The 20,299-nt window shown below is 47.0% G+C and carries 13 protein-coding genes; 9 read left to right on the forward strand and 4 right to left on the reverse strand.

The genetic code is table 11. The annotated features are described in order from the left end of the window. The first annotated feature begins 1 nt into the window (after position 1). From L3V30_RS20290 to tldD, 5 genes are read left to right on the forward strand one after another with little or no spacing between them, the layout of a single operon-like run. Positions 2-571 (forward strand): Maf family protein, encoded by a 570-nt coding sequence (locus L3V30_RS20290; RefSeq protein WP_048626847.1) that lies wholly within the window; start codon positions 2-4, stop codon positions 569-571. Positions 572-589: 18 nt separating this feature from the next. Beyond that, complete coding sequence (gene rng / locus L3V30_RS20295; protein ID WP_005381138.1) at positions 590-2,059, forward strand: ribonuclease G; 1,470 nt, start codon at positions 590-592, stop codon at positions 2,057-2,059. Positions 2,060-2,071: 12 nt separating this feature from the next. Continuing rightward, positions 2,072-5,953, forward strand: coding sequence for a YhdP family protein (locus L3V30_RS20300; RefSeq protein WP_237309668.1), 3,882 nt, complete (start codon positions 2,072-2,074; stop codon positions 5,951-5,953). A gap of 33 nt (positions 5,954-5,986) precedes the next feature. After that, positions 5,987-6,808 carry a carbon-nitrogen hydrolase family protein gene (locus L3V30_RS20305; RefSeq protein WP_237285305.1) on the forward strand — a complete coding sequence of 274 codons (822 nt, stop codon included), beginning with the start codon at positions 5,987-5,989 and terminating at the stop codon, positions 6,806-6,808. An 11-nt stretch (positions 6,809-6,819) separates the two neighbouring features. Further along, a complete protein-coding gene (gene tldD / locus L3V30_RS20310; protein ID WP_170892775.1) occupies positions 6,820-8,265 on the forward strand; it encodes a metalloprotease TldD in 1,446 nt (481 codons plus the stop codon). 66 nt (positions 8,266-8,331) lie between these two features. Here the strand turns inward: tldD and L3V30_RS20315 are convergent, their stop codons facing one another. Continuing rightward, positions 8,332-9,708 carry a PhoH family protein gene (locus L3V30_RS20315; RefSeq protein ID WP_237285307.1) on the reverse strand — a complete coding sequence of 459 codons (1,377 nt, stop codon included), beginning with the start codon at positions 9,706-9,708 and terminating at the stop codon, positions 8,332-8,334. Between the two features lie 560 nt (positions 9,709-10,268). On the opposite strand from L3V30_RS20315, the gene rapA reads away from it, so the two are divergent. Further along, on the forward strand, positions 10,269-13,178 hold the full coding sequence (gene rapA / locus L3V30_RS20320) for an RNA polymerase-associated protein RapA (RefSeq protein WP_237309670.1): 2,910 nt from the start codon (positions 10,269-10,271) through the stop codon (positions 13,176-13,178). A gap of 108 nt (positions 13,179-13,286) precedes the next feature. Here rapA and L3V30_RS20325 read toward each other — a convergent pair whose 3' ends face one another. After that, the gene (locus L3V30_RS20325) at positions 13,287-14,552 is read right to left on the reverse strand and encodes a divalent metal cation transporter (protein WP_225462001.1); all 1,266 of its coding nucleotides are present in this window, start codon (positions 14,550-14,552) and stop codon (positions 13,287-13,289) included. Between the two features lie 342 nt (positions 14,553-14,894). Here L3V30_RS20325 and L3V30_RS20330 point away from each other — a divergent pair, with 342 nt between their 5' ends. Further along, a complete protein-coding gene (locus L3V30_RS20330; RefSeq protein WP_085344289.1) occupies positions 14,895-15,647 on the forward strand; it encodes a pseudouridine synthase in 753 nt (250 codons plus the stop codon). 93 nt (positions 15,648-15,740) lie between these two features. Beyond that, positions 15,741-16,703, forward strand: coding sequence for a D-2-hydroxyacid dehydrogenase (locus L3V30_RS20335; protein WP_237309672.1), 963 nt, complete (start codon positions 15,741-15,743; stop codon positions 16,701-16,703). Between the two features lie 87 nt (positions 16,704-16,790). Here L3V30_RS20335 and yjgA read toward each other — a convergent pair whose 3' ends face one another. Then, positions 16,791-17,318, reverse strand: a complete 528-nt coding sequence (yjgA, locus tag L3V30_RS20340; RefSeq protein ID WP_005396253.1) for a ribosome biogenesis factor YjgA — start codon at positions 17,316-17,318, stop codon at positions 16,791-16,793. Between the two features lie 110 nt (positions 17,319-17,428). Between yjgA and pmbA the strand changes: the two genes are divergently transcribed. Further along, the gene (pmbA, locus tag L3V30_RS20345; RefSeq protein ID WP_054868193.1) at positions 17,429-18,772 is read left to right on the forward strand and encodes a metalloprotease PmbA; all 1,344 of its coding nucleotides are present in this window, start codon (positions 17,429-17,431) and stop codon (positions 18,770-18,772) included. A gap of 61 nt (positions 18,773-18,833) precedes the next feature. Here pmbA and mgtE read toward each other — a convergent pair whose 3' ends face one another. Next, entirely contained in the window at positions 18,834-20,192 is a 1,359-nt protein-coding gene (gene mgtE, locus L3V30_RS20350; RefSeq protein ID WP_006742352.1) for a magnesium transporter, read from the reverse strand. Positions 20,193-20,299 lie beyond the last annotated feature (107 nt).

The following is a 20,299-nucleotide window of genomic DNA, read 5'->3' on the forward strand; positions in this document are numbered from 1 at the left end:
GGTGAAGAAAAGCTTATCTCTCGTTCTCGCTTCGGGTTCTCCGAGAAGAAAAGAGCTGCTTGCTCAACTAGGTTATGACTTTGAGATCGTATTGCCTGATATTGAGGAAGCTAAACAGGCTCATGAGCAGGCACGAGAGTACGTGCTGCGTCTTTCTTTGGAAAAAGCTCAGGCAGGCTTAGCATTAGCTAAGCCTGATTCCGTTGTATTGGGCTCTGACACGGTCGTAGTATGCGATGACCGTGTGCTAGAAAAACCAAAAAGTTTTGAAGATTCAAAGCGTATGCTTACTGACTTATCCGGTCGTCGTCATCAAGTGATGACTGCGGTGAGCGTCGTATCATCGGAACAACAACATTCAGTGGTCGTCACCACTGACGTGTGGTTCAAACAACTGACTCACGAAGAAATCGAACAATATTGGCAGTCAGGAGAGCCATGCGATAAAGCTGGAAGTTATGGTATTCAGGGACTCGGAGGGCGATTTGTCACCCGAATCGAAGGCAGTTATCACGCTGTAGTAGGCTTACCTTTGTTCGAAACCGATCAGCTAATTCAAGAATTTTTATAATTGTTTTGAGGTGTGCACATGAGTGCAGAATTGCTGCTTAACGTGACCCCGAGTGAAACTCGTGTGGCCATGATTGAAGGTGGAGTACTACAAGAAATACATATCGAGCGCGAATCGCGTCGTGGCATTGTGGGCAATATATACAAAGGCAAAGTCAGCCGAGTACTGCCAGGTATGCAAGCGGCTTTCGTCGATATCGGTTTAGATAAAGCGGCGTTTTTACATGCGTCAGATATTGTCCCGCATACCGAATGTGTGGCAGAGAACGAAAAACAGCAGTTTCAAGTCCGTGATATCTCTGAGCTGGTACGTCAGGGACAAGACATTGTTGTACAAGTGGTCAAAGATCCGCTCGGTACGAAAGGCGCGCGTTTAACGACGGATATCACCTTACCTTCGCGTTATCTTGTTTTTATGCCGGGGGCCAGTCATGTCGGTGTTTCGCAGCGTATTGAGAGTGAGAAAGAGCGCGAGCGTCTGAAAAAAGTGGTGAATCATTACTGTGATGAGCACGGTGGTTTTATCATTCGTACCGCAGCGGAAGGCGCAGATGAAAAAGAGCTTTCTCAAGACGCGGCATTTCTTAAGCGCTTGTGGCTAAAAGTCATGGAGCGTCGTTCAAAATACAAAACACGTTCAACGCTTTACGGTGAACTTGGTTTAGCCCAGCGCATTCTACGTGATTTTGTCGGCACAGAGCTCGATAAAATCATGGTCGACTCCCGCCTCGAATATGAAAACCTGAAAGAATTCACTTCTGAGTATGTACCTGAGTTAACAGACAAGCTTGAGCTTTACGAAGGTGACAAGCCAATCTTTGACATGTACGACACCGAGAATGAAATTCAGCGTTCTTTAGAGCGCAAGGTTGAGCTAAAGTCGGGTGGCTACTTGATCATCGATCAAACTGAAGCCATGACAACTATCGACATCAACACTGGTGCATTTGTTGGTCGTCGTAATCTTGAAGAGACCATCTTTAATACCAACATTGAGGCAACGCAAGCTATTGCTCGTCAGCTGCGTTTGCGTAATCTTGGCGGTATCATCATCATCGACTTTATCGATATGGCGTCTGAAGAGCACCGTCAGCGAGTGCTTACCTCATTGGAAACCGCACTGGCTAAAGACCGAGTAAAAACCAACATCAACGGCTTTACTCAGCTCGGCTTAGTCGAGATGACGCGTAAGCGCACACGAGAAAGTATTGAACATATCTTGTGTTCTGGCTGTCCTACTTGTGAGGGCCGTGGCAGTGTGAAAACGGTTGAAACCGTGTGCTTTGAGATATTACGCGAGATTACTCGTGTAAACCGTGCTTACGACGCCGATAATTTTGTTGTGTACGCATCGCCGTTTGTTGCTGAAGCGCTGTTGGGTGATGAGTCGCATGCATTGGCTGAGCTCGAAGTATTTATTGGCAAGCAAGTGCGAGTTCAGGCTGAGCCCCTGTACATTCAGGAACAGTTTGACGTCGTAATGATGTAATTTGGAACATTTGTGAATTCTGGTGTTAACCGTTTTGGGCGTTTTTGTGCGTGGAGTTTAGTTACTGTACTGGTGTTATTGGCCATATTAGTAACCACACTGCGCGTCACATTGCCACAGCTTAACCACTTCCAAGATGAGATCAAAACCTGGGTCAAGCAGGACACAGGTTTTGACTTTTCTATCGCCAATGTCGCAGGGACGTGGCGCAATAATCACCCCTCGATCGCGCTACTCGGTTTAGAAGCTAACCTGCCGAATATTCAGGATGCACGCTTTGCCGTTGAAGAAATCCAAATTGAATTCGATCTCATTCAATCTCTTTTGCAACTCAAACCGGTGGTCGCAGACCTCACCATCCATAACCTCGCTCTGGATATTCACACCGTAGACATTCTGCCGACCTCTAGTCGTCAAGAGCAGGAGCCGAGTGTGGACAAGAGCGAAGTGAAGCTCATCGACCAACTCGACTCACTTCTTTTACGTCAGTTTGAAGACTTCACCATTACCGACTCACGGATTTGGTATAAATCGGTATCTGGTGAGACTCGCCGTTTAGATATCGAGCAGCTCCGTTGGAGCAACCAAGGCAAGCACCACTTAGCCGAAGGCACCGTGAACATTGCCGATGTTCGTCTGAATTCATTGTTAGTGAGCGCTAACTTTAAAGACCATGGTTCGCTGCGTGATGTGTCTGGTGAGTTTTACGTGAGTGCCCAAGATGTCTCAGTGACGCCTTGGTTAACCACTTACATGCAAGAAGAGTCGGGTGCTGAGTCGGGTAAGGTCAGCTTAAACACTTGGCTGACGCTGAAACACAGCCAACCGAATGATGCGTATGTTGAACTATTACCTTCTGAGCTGGTGTGGAATGAAAACGGTCGTCATGAGCTGTTTATCGAGTCAGGTATTTTCAATCTTCGACCAGATAAACAAGGTTGGAAAGTAAATGGTCACTCACTTCGGATCCGAACCGACAACACCCCTTGGCCGGAATTAGACGCAGCGTTTGATTGGCAACCGAATGGTTGGACGCTCAACCTTTCTCAACTCGATATCGAAGCACTTATTCCGCTCATCAAATTGGCTCCAGAGTCGGAATCGACCAGTGATCTTATCAACAAATTGGCACCGAAAGGCCGAGTTGAAGATGTTCGCTTGTCCATGAACGGTGGTTTAGACACGTTACGCTACTCCGCGGAACTGGATGAACTTGCGATGACGCAATGGGAACTGCTACCAGGATTCCATCATGTACAGGGCAGTGTATCTGGTGATTTAGATCAAGCCAAAGCGAAAGTAACCGTCATTGATGATGTCTTTCCGTACGGTGATGTATTTCAAGCTCCGCTGAATATCAAACAAGGTGAAGTCGATATTATCTGGCAGCAAGATGAGAGCGGCTGGCGCTTGTGGTCTGATAAAGTGACGGCAGCGACACCGGATCTTCAAGTACTAGGAGCATTCCGTCTTGATTTTCCAAAAGAACAAAGCCCATTTTTATCGTTTTATGCTGAAGCAGATCTATATAACGCAGGTGAAACATGGCGTTACCTGCCGACTCTGGCACTCGGACAAGACTTAACGGATTACCTATCGACTGCGATTCAAGGCGGTAAAGTGAATACGGCTAAGCTGCTGTGGTATGGTGAGTTAGGGGATTTTCCTTACAAAGATCATAATGGCATGTTTCAGGCGTGGGTCGGTTTAAAAGACGCTAAATTTAGCTTTGATACGGCGTGGCCAACCATCACGGATCTGCAGCTGGACTTGCTGTTTGAAAATGATGCCATGTATTTGGATTCAAAGTCTGCCACTTTAAATGGTGTCCATGCCAAGCGTATTACCGGGCGAATCCCTGAGTTGGCGGAAGGTGGACACATTGAGATTGAAGCCAAAGCGAGCGCGCCGGGTAATGAAGTTCGTGACTACATGATGGCGACGCCATTGGTGGACTCGGTTGGGGCAGCGTTGACGGCGCTGCAAGTGAGTGGTCCGGTTTACTCTGAGTTCCAGCTCAACATTCCGTTTGATTTTGAAAAAGAGTCCCGTGCTTGGGGTTATGCCGATTTAACAGAAAATCGTGTCGATATTGAAGCGCCGCCAATGACGCTGGAGAAAGCCACAGGGCGTATCCACTTCGATAATGATGTGGTCACCACATCGGGTTTGTCTGCAGAGTTGCTTACCCAGCCTATCTCCCTCGATTTTCGTGGTGAGAGTGCGGAACAGGGCTACAATGTGACGATTAACACATTAGGGGATTGGGACGTTGAGCCTCTCAAACCTTATGTTGGTGAGCGTTGGTTAAAGCTTGTTTCTGGGCATGCGCCGTGGCAAATGGACATTGACTTACAACTTAATGATGTAGGCTTCACCTATCAACTTGATGTGTTGGCGCAGCTAAATCGTTTAGCGAGTCAATATCCCTATCCGCTAGCGAAACAAGTTGGCGAGTCCGGGCAAGCAAAACTACAGGCATCCGGCAACCAAGAAAGCATTTCAGCAAGACTACAGATACCAAATGCTAAGTATCAAACCGAGATAGATATAACTGGCGATGTACCTGTTCTGACGGCGACTCATTTAATGGTCGGTAAAGGTGGTTTCAGGATCAGCCCTATTGTCGGACACGATGCATCAGTGCGTGTCGCTGAGCTTAATTTAGACCAGTGGGCAGAGCTGGTTCAGGGCTCGGAAGGTAAGCAATCCTCATCTGTTCTGGCAAGCATGAAGACGCCGAGTATTCCATTGCCGACACGGATTGATGTTGAAACGCCAAACTTGCAGCTTGGTGGGATTGAGTTTCATGATGTGGACTTCTCCGCAAGCAAAAAGAATTTGAGCTGGCAACTCGATGTGGACAGTCAAGAGGTTAAAGGTAAGGCTAACTATCTGAAGCCGTATGACTTATCGGTCTCTTTGGAGCACTTGCACCTGTATATTCCAGGGTTTGAAGAGATGACCAAAGAGCGCAGTTCGCTCTTTGCCAGTGAGGATCAAAACGCGCCTTTGATTACCAATTTTGACCGCCAGTTTCACGCTGAGATGCCAAACTTAACTTTGAACATCGATGATTTTTGGTTGCAAGGTTACAAAGTGGGGAAGGTGAATGTTGATTTGCAGCGTCGCGAGAACCGTTTGGAGTGGAAAAATATCACCTTTAGCAGCGGCAAAAACCGCATTGATATGAGCGGTTGGTGGGATCTGACAAAAGAGAGTAGCCATTCCAACTTAACCATGAAAATGAAAGGTGATAACAACACTGATCTTATGGAGCGCTTTGGTATCACATCGGGTATTCAGCAGGCACCATTTGAGATCAACGCCAATATGGAATGGGACGGCGCGCCTTGGTCGATGAAGACACAAACGTTGCAAGGGAATGTCTCAACGGAATTTGGTAAAGGCGTGATCAGTGAAGTCAGTGGTGCGGCACGCTTGTTAGGCTTGTTCAGCTTGGATTCTATTATCCGTAAGATGCAGCTCGACTTTACCGACGTATTCGATAAAGGCATGGCGTTTAACTCGATCACAGGCACGGGCAAGATCCAAGATGGCATATTTATCACCAACGATATCGTGATGGATGCGTTAGCAGGGGAAATGCAGATCCGCGGCATCGCCAATATGAACAGCAGAATGGTCGATGCGGAAGTGAAGTTCACCCCAGACATCACATCAGGCCTACCAATGCTGACCGCGTTTGCAGTAGCGCCACAAACCGCGTTGTATGTTTTAGCCATCTCAACAGTGATTTCTCCGGTGGTTGAGGTCTTCACTCAAGTCAATTATGAAGTGAAAGGCCCACTAGACTCACCAACGGTAAAAGAAATTTCTCGAAGTAAAGGTGAATACAAACTGCCAGAAAAGCTGCGTGAACAGGCGAAATAACTCACCGACTAAAATGGAATAGGGAGGAAACACATGGAACGTGTTGGCATTATTCAAATGACATCGGGTCCAGATATCACTGCGAATCTGGACTTTATTGAAAAACAGTGTGCTTTGGCGAGTAAGCAAGGTGCCAAGCTTGTCCTTACCCCTGAAAATACGGTGCTGTTTGCCAACCGCGAAGCGTACCATCAACATGCAGAGCCACTTGGGAGTGGCATGATTCAACAGCGGCTCTCTGAAATCGCAAGAAAGAACCAGTTAACACTGATTGTCGGAAGCATGCCCATTCAAACCGCAAAAGGTGTCACGACCACAACGCTTGTATTGCCGCCGCACGGTAAATGCATTGCTCACTATGACAAACTGCATATGTTTGATGTCGACGTAGCCGATGGTTATGGTAGTTATCGTGAGTCGGATACGTTTATGGCGGGTAATCAAATTGTAGTGGCGGAAACCGATATCGGCAGCGTTGGATTGAGCATCTGTTACGATCTTCGTTTTCCTGAGCTTTATAAAGTATTACGCCAAGAAGGCGCGGATATCATTGTGGTGCCTGCTGCGTTTACCGCTGTGACGGGGCAAGTTCACTGGGAAGTATTATTGCGAGCTAGAGCGATTGAGACACAATGTTGGATTTTGGCGAGCGGACAAACTGGAACGCATCCATGTGGACGAAAAACATGGGGACACTCAATGGTCGTTGACCCTTGGGGACGTATTCATAAACAGCTTCAGGATGAAGTAGGCTTGTTAGTGACAGAGATAGATTTGTCACAGAGCCAACAAGTAAGGCAGAATATGCCGCTGACTCAACACAGTCGCTTTCAAAATGAATTGAGACGGAAATAAAAGAGCTAACTATGAGCACAAACCAAATAGAACAGGCACTCCTTGCCCCAAATGGTCTGACAGAACAAGACATTGCTGACACGCTTGCCAGCATTGCGACGCGCCAGATCGATTATGCGGACATTTACTTTCAGTCCAGCTGGCACGAGTCTCTGGTTCTAGAAGACAGCATCATCAAAGATGGCTCTTTTAACATTGATTGTGGTGTTGGTGTTCGTGCGGTAACTGGTGAAAAAACCGGCTTTGCCTACTCTGATCAAATTCAGCCTGAAGGTCTGAAGCAGAGTGCAATGGCGGCGCGCGGTATTGCTCAACAAGGGCAAAATGGCAAAGTCCAAGCGTTTAAACGCACCGAAAACCAAGCGTACTACGCGGCTGTGAATCCATTAGCTGGGTGGGAAAAGCAGCAAAAAACAGAGTTGCTCAAATCTCTAGATGCTTACATCCGCACTAAAGAGCCATTGATTAAAGAAGTCTCGATCAGCATCAGCGGTGTGCATGAGCAGATGCTTGTTGCGGCAACAGACGGTACTTATGCAGGCGATATTCGTCCTTTGGTGCGTTTGTCTATTAGCGTGCTCGCTCAAAAAGGTGAACGACGTGAACGAGGTAGCGCTGGTGGCGGTGGCCGTTTTGGTTACGATTTCTTTTTAACGGAAAGCAATGGTGTGAAACAAGCTTTCCATTATGCAGACGAAGCGATTCGCATGGCGCTGGTAAACCTTGAAGCAGAAGCCGCACCAGCAGGCATGATGCCAGTGGTATTGGGCTCAGGTTGGCCAGGCGTATTGCTACATGAGGCGGTAGGTCATGGCCTAGAAGGTGACTTTAATCGTAAGGAATCTTCGGTTTTCTCTGGCAAAATGGGTCAACAAGTGACGTCTTCACTGTGTACCATTGTTGATGACGGTACATTAAAAGACCTTCGTGGTTCACTCAATGTGGATGATGAAGGGGTGAATGGCCAGTACAACACGCTTATCGAAAATGGTGTGCTGAAAGGTTACATGCAAGACAAGCTAAACGCGCGGTTAATGGGTGTGAACCCAACAGGTAACGGTCGTCGTGAGTCGTATGCACACTTGCCGATGCCGCGTATGACCAACACCTACATGCTTCCAGGTGAACATACGCCAGAAGAAATCATCTCGACGGTAGAGAAAGGGTTGTATGCGCCAAACTTTGGTGGCGGTCAGGTGGACATTACTTCGGGTAAGTTTGTATTCTCCGCATCGGAAGCGTACTTGATTGAAAACGGTAAAATTACGCGCCCTGTTAAAGGTGCGACGTTGATTGGCTCAGGTATCGAAGCCATGCAGCAAGTCTCTATGGTCGGCAACGACCTAAGTATCGACAAGGGCGTTGGCGTATGTGGTAAAGCAGGTCAAAGTGTGCCAGTTGGTGTTGGTCAGCCGACCTTGAAATTGGACTCACTGACGGTGGGTGGCACTGAGTAACTCATTCGAATCGTTATAAAAAGAGCGCTCATTAGAGCGCTCTTTTGCTTTGTGAGTCGGTGTCGATTATAGATTTTCTTCAGCAAATTCCGCCAAGCGGCTACGAACCACGCCGTTGAGGTGAATATTTGCGCTGCCTTCAAAGTTCTTGAAGCGCTCAACCATGTACGTCAACCCTGATGTCACTGGGGTGAGGTAATGAGAGTCAATCTGCGCCAAGTTACCGGAGCAGACGATTTTTGTTCCTTCACCACAGCGGGTGATGATGGTTTTGATTTGTGATGCGGTGAGGTTTTGACACTCATCAAGCAGTACAAACGCATTTTGGATCGAACGGCCACGCATAAAGTTGATCGATTTAAATTGAATGTTGGCTTTATCGCAGATGTACTTCAATGAGCCTTCAGTGCAGTGATCGTGTTTATGTAGCGCTTCCAAGGTATCGGTCACCGCCGCTAACCACGGCATCATTTTCTCCTCTTCTGAGCCGGGTAAGAAGCCGATGGATTCACCGATGTCTGGCGTGTTACGCGTCACGATAATTTTATCGAACATGCCTTTTTCAATGGTTTGCTCCAGTGCTGCTGCCATGGCTAATAGCGTTTTACCACTACCAGCGGCACCGGTTAAAATCACTAGGTCAATATCCGGGTCAAGTAAGGCATCCAACGCCATTCCTTGGTAGATGTTTTTTGGTGTGATGTCCCAAGCCTTACGGTGCATCATGCGTTCACGGCTCAGGTCGAGTAGCGTTAATTTGTCTTCATTGATGGTTTCCACGCGGCCAGCAAAGTCGCTGTCTTCATCAATCACATATTGGTTAATAAAGGTTGGTTCAAAAGGTTCACGATTGAGCTTGTGATAGGTTTTTCCGCCCAGCGCATAACTTTCCACTTCCTCAATATCACTCCAGAAGTCCCCCTCACGCAGTTGAAAGCCTTTGGTGAGGTATTGAATGTCGTCAATCAGTTGATCGGTTCGGTAGTCTTCAACAAAACGTACGCCAGCGCCTTTGGCGCGCAGACGCATGTTAATGTCTTTCGTGATCAGTACCACTTCACGTGGTGCTCGTTTGTTTTGCAGATAAAGCACCGCATTGAGTATGCGGTTGTCACCGGCTTTGTCGGCGAAGGCTTTGACGGTTTCCTGCAGTTCGAAATCCGCCAAAATGGAAATGGTGCCTTGGTCGGGGCTGTCTTTAGAAACAGGAATACCTTCAGAAATTTCATCGGGCGTTGCTTCTTTAAACAAATCTTCCAAAGCGCGAATAGCCACGCGAGCGTCTCTTGCGACATCGCGTTTGCTGTCTTTGATTCGGTCGAGTTCTTCCAACACGGTCATGGGGATAACGACATCGTGTTCTTGGAAAGAGAAGATGGCAAAGGGTTCATGAAGAAGAATGTTGGTATCAAGTACAAACAGTTTCCGATCGGTATCGCCCATAGCGTCTCCTTGCCGTAATACGGCTCTGCATGCGAGTGGTTAGGTCATTCTCAAATAGGTGTGAAGCGGCCTAACTCTGATTGCTTGCAATAGAGGTTGTCGGGCTGATGTCGGTTAGTGTGCAACCGAGTAGCAAGACAACTTACTGCAAACCCGTGTTGATCCTAATCGTGTACTAACGCGCTTAAATCATATGCAATGGTTTTAAACGCCCCTCACTAGAAGTATACGTAATATTTACGTTCTACAACTTAATAATTGGCATGAGTATTTTACAATTTGATTGCATTTATAGTTTGGGAAAAAAAGTTTCCGCTTGATGCGGTTTCGGCGTGACCTAAATCACAGCTTCAAGTAAGATTAGCGACCTTTTTCTGCGTATAGGCTACGTCCGATTTATCATGTTGAGCTGGCTTAAAAATACTCAGTTCATACTGGAATGACGAATGCTATCGGCATAGCAGAAGCCAGAATCAGATCTAAACTATTATCCATGCCTACGGGCATGAGTAGACCAACAAGAAACACGAATCAAGAACTAATAACGAGGTAGTCAATTCATGACATTTGCTTTGGGGCAGCGCTGGATTAGCGATACGGAAAGCGATTTAGGTTTAGGTACCGTTGTAGCAATGGATGCTCGTACTGTGACATTGATGTTTGCAGCGTCAGAGGAAAACCGAGTTTACGCACGTAACGATGCACCTGTTACCCGAGTCACCTTTAACGTTGGTGATGTCATCGACTGCCAAGAAGGTTGGTCTCTAAAAGTTGAAGAAGTACTGGAAGATGAAGGCCTATACACCTATTTCGGTACTCGTGAAGACACGCAAGAAACCGCCGTTGTTCTGCGTGAGATTTTTCTGAGCAACCAAATTCGTTTTAATAAACCTCAAGATAAGTTGTACGCCGGTCAAATCGATCGCATGGACAACTTTGTTCTGCGTTACCGTGCGCTAACCAATCAGTTTGAGCAGCATAAGAGTCCAATGCGTGGCTTGTGTGGTATGCGTGCAGGTTTGATCCCTCATCAGCTTTACATCGCGCACGAAGTTGGCCGTCGTCACGCACCACGCGTATTACTGGCGGATGAAGTTGGTTTGGGTAAAACCATCGAAGCGGGCATGATCATCCACCAGCAAGTGCTGTCTGGCCGTGCTGAACGCATTTTGATTGTGGTGCCTGAAACACTGCAGCATCAATGGCTGGTTGAGATGATGCGTCGTTTCAATCTGCATTTCTCTATCTTTGACGAAGAGCGTTGTATCGAAGCATTCGCGGATGCAGAAAACCCATTTGATACCCAGCAATACGTGCTGTGTTCTTTGGACTTCCTACGCAAGAGCCGCAAGCGTTTTGAACAAGCACTGGAAGGCGAATGGGACCTATTAGTTGTCGATGAAGCGCATCACCTTGAGTGGAGCCAAGATAAACCGAGCCGTGAATACCAAGTAGTGGAAGGCTTGGCTGAACGCACTCCGGGCGTACTGCTACTGACGGCAACGCCAGAACAGCTTGGTCGTGAGAGCCACTTTGCTCGTCTGCGTTTGCTGGATCCTGACCGTTTCTACGATTATGAAGCGTTTGTCGAGGAAGAAGAGCAATACGCGCCTGTAGCGGATGCGATTACTTCACTTTTCTCTGGTGAAAAACTGCCTGATGAAGCGAAAAACCAGATTACTGAGTTGTTGTCTGAACAAGACGTAGAACCACTTTTCCGCATTATCGAAAGTGAAGCGGACGAAGAAGCGAAAGCGTCAGCGCGCCAAGAGTTGATCGACAACTTGATGGATCGTCACGGTACGGGACGAGTTCTGTTCCGTAACACACGTGCGGCTATCAAAGGGTTCCCTGCGCGTAACGTGCACCTGATGCCAATGGATATTCCACCGCAATACACCACGTCAATGCGTGTTGCTGGGATGATCGGCGGTAAGATGAGTTCTGAAGCACGTGCGATGAAGAACCTTTACCCGGAAGAAATTTTCCAAGAATTTGAAGGCGATGATGCAAGCTGGTGGCAGTTTGACTCGCGCGTGAATTGGTTACTTGAAAAGGTAAAAGAGAAGCGCAGCGAGAAAATTCTGGTGATTGCCTCTCGTGCAAGTACGGCTCTGCAATTGGAGCAAGCGCTGCGTGAGCGTGAAGGCATTCGTGCGACCGTCTTCCATGAAGGTATGTCGATCCTTGAGCGTGACAAAGCAGCCGCTTACTTTGCGCAAGAAGAAGGTGGTGCACAGGTTCTTATCTGTAGTGAAATCGGCTCTGAAGGCCGTAACTTCCAGTTTGCCAACCAACTTGTCATGTTCGACTTGCCATTCAACCCAGATTTGCTTGAGCAACGTATCGGTCGTTTGGACCGTATCGGCCAAAACCGTGACATCGACATTCATATTCCTTACCTGAAAGGTACCTCGCAAGCCATTCTTGCTCGCTGGTTTGATGAAGGTTTAAACGCTTTTGCAGAAACTTGCCCAACAGGCCGTGCCGTTTACGATAAGTACTCTGATGATCTGATTGAAATCCTTGCTTCTGGTGATACCAGCACGCTAGATGAGATCATTGAAGCGTCAGCAAAAATGAATAAAGAGCTGAAATCCCAATTGGAGCAAGGCCGTGATCGCCTGTTAGAAATGCATTCAAATGGCGGAGAAAAAGCTCAACAAATCGTTGAGAAAATTGAATCAACCGACGGTGATACCAATCTGGTCACCTTCGCACTTTCTCTTTTTGATACGATTGGCTTGAACCAAGACGATAAAGGTGAAAACGCACTGATTGTGACCCCATCTGAGCACATGATGGTACCAAGCTATCCAGGTCTGCCATACGAAGGAGCGACGATCACGTTTGATCGTGATACGGCTTTATCTCGTGAAGACATGCACTTTATCAGTTGGGAGCACCCAATGATCCAGGGTGGTATCGATCTTCTGATGAGTGAAGGGGTGGGTACGTCTGCGGTATCTCTTTTGAAAAACAAAGCGCTACCAGTCGGGACCATTCTTCTTGAGTTGATTTACGCGGTAGATGCGCAAGCGCCAAAACGCAGTGGTATCGCGCGCTTCTTACCGAAAACGCCAATCCGTTTGATGATGGACTCGCGTGGCAATGACTTGTCTGCTCAAGTGGAATTTGAAAGCTTTAACCGCCAGCTCAGCCCTGTAAACCGTCACTTAGGCAGCAAGTTGGTCACGTCGGTACAGAAAGACGTACACCGCTTAATTGAAGCGGGGGATAGTCTTATCGAAGCGAAGGTTGAGGAAGTACGCAAGCAAGCTCATCAAGATATGCAGCATAGCTTGAATGCAGAACTTGAGCGTTTGCAAGCACTGAAAGCGGTAAACCCAAATATTCGTGATGAAGAAATTGAAGCCATTGATGCACAAATTAAGGAGCTCACTGGTTACATCAACCAAGCTCAAGTGCAGCTCGATTCGCTACGTTTGATTGTGGTGAGCCACAACTAAGTAAGCATTTATTGCTCATTAAAAAAGGTCTTCAGTTGAAGACCTTTTTCTTTATTTGCGGTTTAGTTTCTTTATGCAGAATGCATTACTCACTCATAGCTAAGTAATTTATATCAACCACTTCCACCAGATAAATACAGCCAAGAAGCCAAACAAGTAAATCAAACCAGCAATCGACAACCACTTCAATTTAGGTCCAACAGCCAAAGGTTCAGGTAACTCGGTTTTGCTCACTAATGTGTAATTCAGCAGAGCAAAGAATGGCGTGGTCATAAAGGCGAGGATCATCGCAAAGTTCAGCATAGGCAATAACGCAGAAGCCCAGAAAACCACAATACCTAATGCAAGTAAGGCGACCACCAGCATGATCGCTGACGTGGCTTTAGGGTTAGTGTCTGGTTGTGAGCGCAGTAGACGTTGAGAGTCAGAAATAACGCGTGAGTAGCCATCAATAACGGTAATCGTGCTGCCAAAGATACAGAAAAACGCAATTACCGCGATTAAGTAACGAGACCATTCGCCAATTGTTGCCGCATATAAGCCAACCAATTGGTGGGAGAAGCCAACGCCAGAGCTTTCAAGCGCAACGCCAGAGCCATAAAGCATCAAAGAACCTAATGATACAAAGATAATGGCAAGAAAAGCCGTGCCAATATAACCGACATTAAAGTCAAATAGAGCAGAGCGGTATGTTACTTCTTGCTGGCTTGATTGGCGTTTTAACCACGCAGAGGTCAAGCAGGAGATCTCTATCGGTGCTGGCATCCAGCCCATTGTTACGACGATAAAGCCAATTGCCGCAATCGACCAAGGTGACGGTGGCTCGAAGTTGGCCACTTGCTCAACAGGGTTACCAAAGGCGATAGAAACGGCAAGTAAAGTCGCGATGGTTAACACCGACATGATCACCTTAGATAGCGTATCGAGCGCTTTGTAATGGCCAGCAAATAATATGATCAGGCAGGTGACAATCACAATGATACTGAGTGATGCCATTGATAGTGAAAACGGAATGAAGTAGCCCAGCAAGCTAGCGCTAAACATCAACAAAGCGGCGGTATTGATTACGGCTGAGACCACGCTCAGAAATAGAAATAGCCATAGATAAGGCCGACCTAATTTCGCGTAGCCCTCAACCAAGGTGAGCCCTGTCCCCATGGTGTACTGTACGCCCGCTCGGAAAAAAGGGTATTTAAACAGGTTTACGAGCAGAATCAGCGCCGCCAGTTGCCAGCCATAAATCGCCCCCGCTTTGGTTGATGCGACGAGGTGAGAGCCACCCACCGCAGCAGATGCCATTAATATGCCGGGGCCTAGCGAACGAAAAAATAAGGAAAGTTTGGATTGGGGTTTATCTATAACGGCGGAGTCCATTGCTTATTGTCCTTTTTATCTTATGTATCTTTCTAAAGAGATACATATCGCAGTACATGACAAGCTGAGCGCTCGCCCTATACTGCGCAACGGTAATGTCTTTTAAATGCTGTGTTTTGATGTATTTATTTTAAGTATTCTTTGCGAATATCATGCTGTGTGCATCTAGCACTCTATTCAGTTATGCGTCTTGTTGTCAAACTAAATTTACAACGTGCTATTTTTAGTTTTTATGCTAAAGGATTGACTTTGTTTTATTGGTTTGAACTTTTCGTCATAACCCTGCATTTGGGTGCTATTTGGTTATATAATCGCGGCGTTTTTATTTTGTAGAGATCTCCCATGGCAATGCTTGAGTATACCCCTCCCACCGACCCTTGGGTCGACATCGTTTTTGAGGATGACGACATTCTGGCAGTGAATAAGCCATCTGGGTTACTGTCTGTTCCTGGTCGACTTGCAGAGCATTACGACAGCATGTGGAGCCGCCTCAAGGAAGTGCATCCAGAAATCCAAGTAGTGCATCGCTTGGATATGTCGACATCAGGGTTGATGCTGCTGGCGAAAAACAAACCTTCGGAGCGAGCATTAAAAAAGCAGTTCCAATATCGTCTCACCCACAAGGTGTATTACGCACGTGTTTGGGGGCATGTCGAGCCGCAAGAAGGGAATATTGACCTTCCATTAATTTGTGATTGGCCAAATCGTCCGCGACAAAAAGTATGCTTCGACGACGGCAAGCCATCTCAAACTTTATTCCAAGTGGTGAAGCGTGAAGTGCATCCAGATGGCACCCATACGACCGTTGTGCGGTTACTCCCCATTACTGGTCGATCGCATCAGTTGCGCGTGCATTTGATGGCGATTGGTCATGCAATTGTGGGTGATGAATTTTATGCAACTGAAGAGGCGTATCAGTTTTCAGAACGTTTAGAGCTGCACGCTGCGGAGCTAAGTTTTTATCACCCAGCCACGGATCAGCTGAGTAGTATTTTTGTACCTTGTGACTTTTATCCTGGAGCCGAGGCGGCGATCTTTAACTATTTTTCGCCAGAACGTACATTGCCTGATTATAAAACGTTGCCACACCCTTAATGCCAGCCGCAGTCAACAACGGTTCTTTCTAGTTCGCTATTTCGTTACTGTGGTTGATGTATCCTGTCTTTCAGCCGTGAACAAGGAGTTGTTATGTCTTTGCCGACCATCGTATTTTTGGACCGTGCGACCATCCCAGAACATATTGAGATCCCACGACCTAGCTTTCAGCACTACTGGCGTGAGTACGACTTAACCGCGCCAGAGCAGGTAATAGAAAGGTTAGCAGATGCAGATATCGTGATTAGCAATAAAGTCCTGCTTGACCAAAATATATTAGAGCAACTACCACAATTGCGGATGATCGCGGTTGCCGCAACTGGTTTTAACAACGTCGATGTGGACTACTGTGCTAAGCATAATATTGCGGTTGCCAATGTACGTGGTTACGCGACACGTTCGGTGCCTGAGCACGTGATTGCGATGCTGTTTGCTTTACGCCGAAATTTATTTGGTTACCATCAAGATATTGCCGCTGGCGAATGGCAGCGTAATAAGCAGTTTTGCTTTTTTACGCACCCAATCGGGGATATAGGTGGTAGCACGCTAGGTGTTATTGGCAGCGGCGCTTTAGGGCAAGCGACAGCACAGTTAGCTGATGCGCTAGGCATGCAGGTGATCTTTGCTGAGCGTAAAGGTGCATCAGAATGCCGACCTGGTTATGTACCGTTTGAGGAAGTGTTAAAACGCTCTGATGCGTTGACTTTGCACTGTCCGCTCAACAAGCATACTCAGAATTTGATTGGTCAAGCAGAATTACAGCAAATGAAGCCTAACGCCATTCTAATTAATACGGGGCGTGGAGGCTTGGTGAATGAGCAAGCGCTGGTGGATGCCCTAAAACAGGGAGAAATTGCTGCGGCTGGTTTTGATGTTTTTACACAAGAACCAGCTGATGAGAGCAATCCGCTGATTGCCAATATGGGTTTACCTAATTTGTTACTTACACCGCATGTTGCATGGGGCAGTGACCCTTCGATTCAACGTTTAGTGGAAATCTTGATTGAGAACATTGACGCTTTCGAGCGCGGAGAGCGTATTAATCGCTTGGTGTAACGCTGACATTTAAGTAAAAGATAAAAAAGCAGACATCATGTCTGCTTTTTTCGTTAATTGCATGCTTGTTGGCATCGAACCGTCGAATTAAAACTCTTCTTCGTTCAGACCTTTTAGGATCTGGAAGATTTCGCGGTACGCTTTTGCTGGTTTCCCTGCTTTTTTCTCTTTGGCTGCTTGGCGAGCCAATTGGCGTAGACGCTGACGATCCGCCTCTGGGTACATTTCCATTACGTCATCAATGGCTTTGTCGCCTTCTTCTACCACGCGATCACGCAGAGCTTCAAGCTTGTGGAATACCGCCGTTAATTGAGAGTGCTTGTTACGAATCTTATCCAACGCTGCTTGGATTGGCTCTGGATCTTCATAACGCATCAACTTACCAATACGTTGTAATTGGCGACGACGTGCTTCGTTTTTAAAGCGTTGTGCGTCTGCAATTGCTTCTCGCAGGTCTTCGCTCAATGGAAACTTTTCGAGAACTGCAGGTTTGAGGCCGACAAGCTCCTCACCTAGCTTTTGCAGTTCTTCCATGTCTCGCTTCATCTCGGATTTGCTTACCCAGATGATCTCTTCTTCTGGTTCCCATGGCGCTTTTTGATTCTTACGTGCCATTTCAGTTGCCTGTGTTTTGATTAATATTATGACTATTTTAACAAGAATCGTGGGGAGAAAGCGAAATTCTTGTTATCCTATTGTTCATCAAAGACAAGATGTGAAAGACAATGGATATTAAACAGCAGGTTGCTGAGCAACGTACCGAGCTAGAGCAAGCCGTCGCAAGAGCCTTAAAGCTTGCATCGGCAAAATCTGACGCCGCCGAAGTCGCAATTACCAAAAGCACTGGTTTAAGTGTATCTACTCGCATGGGCGAGGTAGAAAATGTCGAGTTCAACAGCGATGGTGCGCTGGGCATTACCGTTTACCGAGGTCAACGTAAAGGCAGTGCTTCCACGTCTGATTTAAGTGAAGCTGCTATCGAGCAAACCGTTATTGCGGCGCTGGATATTGCGCATTACACATCTGAAGATCCATTCGCAGGGCCCGCTGCCAAAGAATACATGGTGCAAGAGATCCCTGAGCTTGATCTTTTCCACCCAGACGCACCAGATCCTGACTATGCTGCCAATGTGGCGATTGCCGCAGAAAAAGAAGCGTTAAGTTATGACAGTGCAATCAAGCAAAGTGATGGCGCGAGTTATGATAGCCACTACGGTGTAAAAGTGTATGGTAACAGCCATGGCTTATTAGCAAGCTATGCGTCTAGCCGCCACAGTACCAGCTGTTGTGTTATTGGCGTTGGTCAAAATGGCGAAATGGAGCGTGATTACAGCTACACTGTGGCACGTCATCGCGATGACTTATGGACACCAGAAACAGTGGGTCGTAAGGCGGCAGAGAATACGATTAACCGCTTAGATGCGCAGCGCCTAAAGACAGGTAAATACCCAATCATGTTTGCCGCTGATGTTGCAACTGGCTTGATTGGTCACCTAGTTATGGCGATCAGCGGTGGTAACCTGTACCGTAAATCTTCTTTTCTACTTGATCACCTTGGTAAGCAAGTGCTTCCTGAGTGGTTCAATATCTCGGAACGTCCACATGTATTACGTGGTTTGGCGTCAAGCCCATTCGATAGCGAAGGCGTATATACTCAAGACCGTGAGATCATTACTGACGGTGTGCTAGCAACTTATCTGTTAACCAGTTATGCCGCACGTAAAATGAAGATGGCGCCGACAGGTCACGCTGGTGGGATTCATAACTGGTACGTGAAGTCGACAGGCCAAAACTTCGAACAAATGCTTAAAGAGCTCGGTACTGGTCTTCTAGTGACAGAAGTGATGGGACAAGGCGTGAACGTGGTAACAGGTGATTACTCTCGCGGTGCTGCAGGCTTTTGGGTTGAGAACGGCGAAATCCAATACCCAGTATCGGAAATTACCATTGCTGGTAATCTAAAAGACATGTTCAATAAGATTGTTGCCGTAGGTAGCGACGTTGAAACGCGCTCGCAAATTCAAACGGGTTCAATCTTACTGGATGCGATGAAAGTTGCGGGTGAGTAAGCTTTCCTAATTCAGAATTAAAAAAGCCTGATGTGTTCATCAGGCTTTTTAGTTTTTGCAGTTAGGTAATCAGTATTGTGGCAAGCCCTAAGAATACTGATAAACCAATTACATCCGTTACGGTCGTTAACGCCATACCACCAGCTAAAGCTGGGTCGATGTTCATTTTCTTTAAGAGGATTGGAATCGTTACTCCGGCAACCCCAGCGACCAATAAGTTAGTCAGCATCGCGGCGGAAATGATTCCCCCTAGCATCCAGTTACCTTTCCAAGCGACAACAATGCCGCCAATAATCAGCGCCCACATGATGCCGTTGAGTAAACCGATCGAGGCTTCTTTCATCAACAGTTCTCGTTTGTTCGAGTCACCGATATGACCAAGAGCAAGACCACGAATCACTAGTGCGACGGTTTGGTTACCAGCGACACCACCCATGGAAGGAACAATCGTCATCAATACGGCAATGGCAGCCATCTGGTCTAGCGTAGCTTCAAACATGTTAGAAACAGAAGCGGCGGCGAGTGCGGCCAACACATTAGCCCCAAGCCAGATACTGCGTTTGCGAGCTGATTTTACAACGGGTGCGAAGGTATCTTCGTCATCGTCCATACCTGCCATACTCATCATCGAGTGTTCGGCATCTTCACGGATAACGTCAACTACGTCATCGATAGTGATACGGCCAACGAGATGCTGATTCTCGTCTACGACAGGAGCAGAGACCCAGTTCCGACGTTCGAACAGACTAGCAACATCTGAATCACTGGTATCGACAGTGATCGCTTCGTCAGCATCTTCCATGATGTCGACAATTTTGACATCAGGCTGGGTCGTGATCAGCAGAGTAATGGGTAGTTCACCAATCAGTTTGCTTTCTTCATCAATGACATAAAGTGCATCCGTTGCTTCGGGTAGTTCACCTTTCATACGCAGATAACGTAAAACCACGTCCACATCTACGTCACCACGAATCGTGATAACGTCGGTGTTCATCAGCCCACCTGCAGTGTCTTCTGGGTAGGACAGGGCGGTTTCGACACGCAGACGGTCAGAGGAGTCCATTTGCGACAGGACTTCGCGTGACAGGTTGTCTGGCAAGCTACGCAGTACATAAGCCACGTCATCGGTATCCATGCCTTCTGTCGCTTCTGCAAGCGCTTCTGGTGCCATTTTGGATACGAGACTATCTTTGACGTCTTCGTTCAGTTCGTCGAGGATTTCACCGTAGTCTTCAGGGTCGGTGAGTTGCCAGAGAACTTCACGGCTTTTGCGTGGAGAGGCTTCTAAAAGGTGAGCTATATCCTCAGGTTCCATGTCCTGTAACTGACGACGAACATGGACGAAGCGGCCATTTTCTAGCGCTTCTGTGACTTCTTGGAGGGCTTGGTGAGCTTGGTCGAATTCAATTTGCTCTGCCATTCATTCCTCCCAATTCCTGATATTTACAATGCGTTGAATAATAACTTAATTCTAGGCGCCTTTTAATAACAACTTATGATACTAAGCAAATTTATTTATTGGCGCAG

The organism is Vibrio sp. A1-1 (genome assembly GCF_021728175.1).
Classification (GTDB): Bacteria; Pseudomonadota; Gammaproteobacteria; order Enterobacterales; family Vibrionaceae; genus Vibrio; species Vibrio diabolicus.

What these genes read in the sequence shown, in the direction of transcription:
- rng (WP_005381138.1), top strand. Translation starts at nt 590, where the DNA reads ATGAGTGCAGAATTGCTGCTTAACGTGACCCCGAGTGAAACTCGTGTG.
- L3V30_RS20305 (WP_237285305.1), top strand. Translation starts at nt 5,987, where the DNA reads ATGGAACGTGTTGGCATTATTCAAATGACATCGGGTCCAGATATCACT.
- tldD (WP_170892775.1), top strand. Translation starts at nt 6,820, where the DNA reads ATGAGCACAAACCAAATAGAACAGGCACTCCTTGCCCCAAATGGTCTG.
- L3V30_RS20315 (WP_237285307.1), bottom strand. Translation starts at nt 9,708, where the DNA reads ATGGGCGATACCGATCGGAAACTGTTTGTACTTGATACCAACATTCTT.
- rapA (WP_237309670.1), top strand. Translation starts at nt 10,269, where the DNA reads ATGACATTTGCTTTGGGGCAGCGCTGGATTAGCGATACGGAAAGCGAT.
- L3V30_RS20325 (WP_225462001.1), bottom strand. Translation starts at nt 14,552, where the DNA reads ATGGACTCCGCCGTTATAGATAAACCCCAATCCAAACTTTCCTTATTT.
- L3V30_RS20330 (WP_085344289.1), top strand. Translation starts at nt 14,895, where the DNA reads ATGGCAATGCTTGAGTATACCCCTCCCACCGACCCTTGGGTCGACATC.
- L3V30_RS20335 (WP_237309672.1), top strand. Translation starts at nt 15,741, where the DNA reads ATGTCTTTGCCGACCATCGTATTTTTGGACCGTGCGACCATCCCAGAA.
- yjgA (WP_005396253.1), bottom strand. Translation starts at nt 17,318, where the DNA reads ATGGCACGTAAGAATCAAAAAGCGCCATGGGAACCAGAAGAAGAGATC.
- pmbA (WP_054868193.1), top strand. Translation starts at nt 17,429, where the DNA reads ATGGATATTAAACAGCAGGTTGCTGAGCAACGTACCGAGCTAGAGCAA.
- mgtE (WP_006742352.1), bottom strand. Translation starts at nt 20,192, where the DNA reads ATGGCAGAGCAAATTGAATTCGACCAAGCTCACCAAGCCCTCCAAGAA.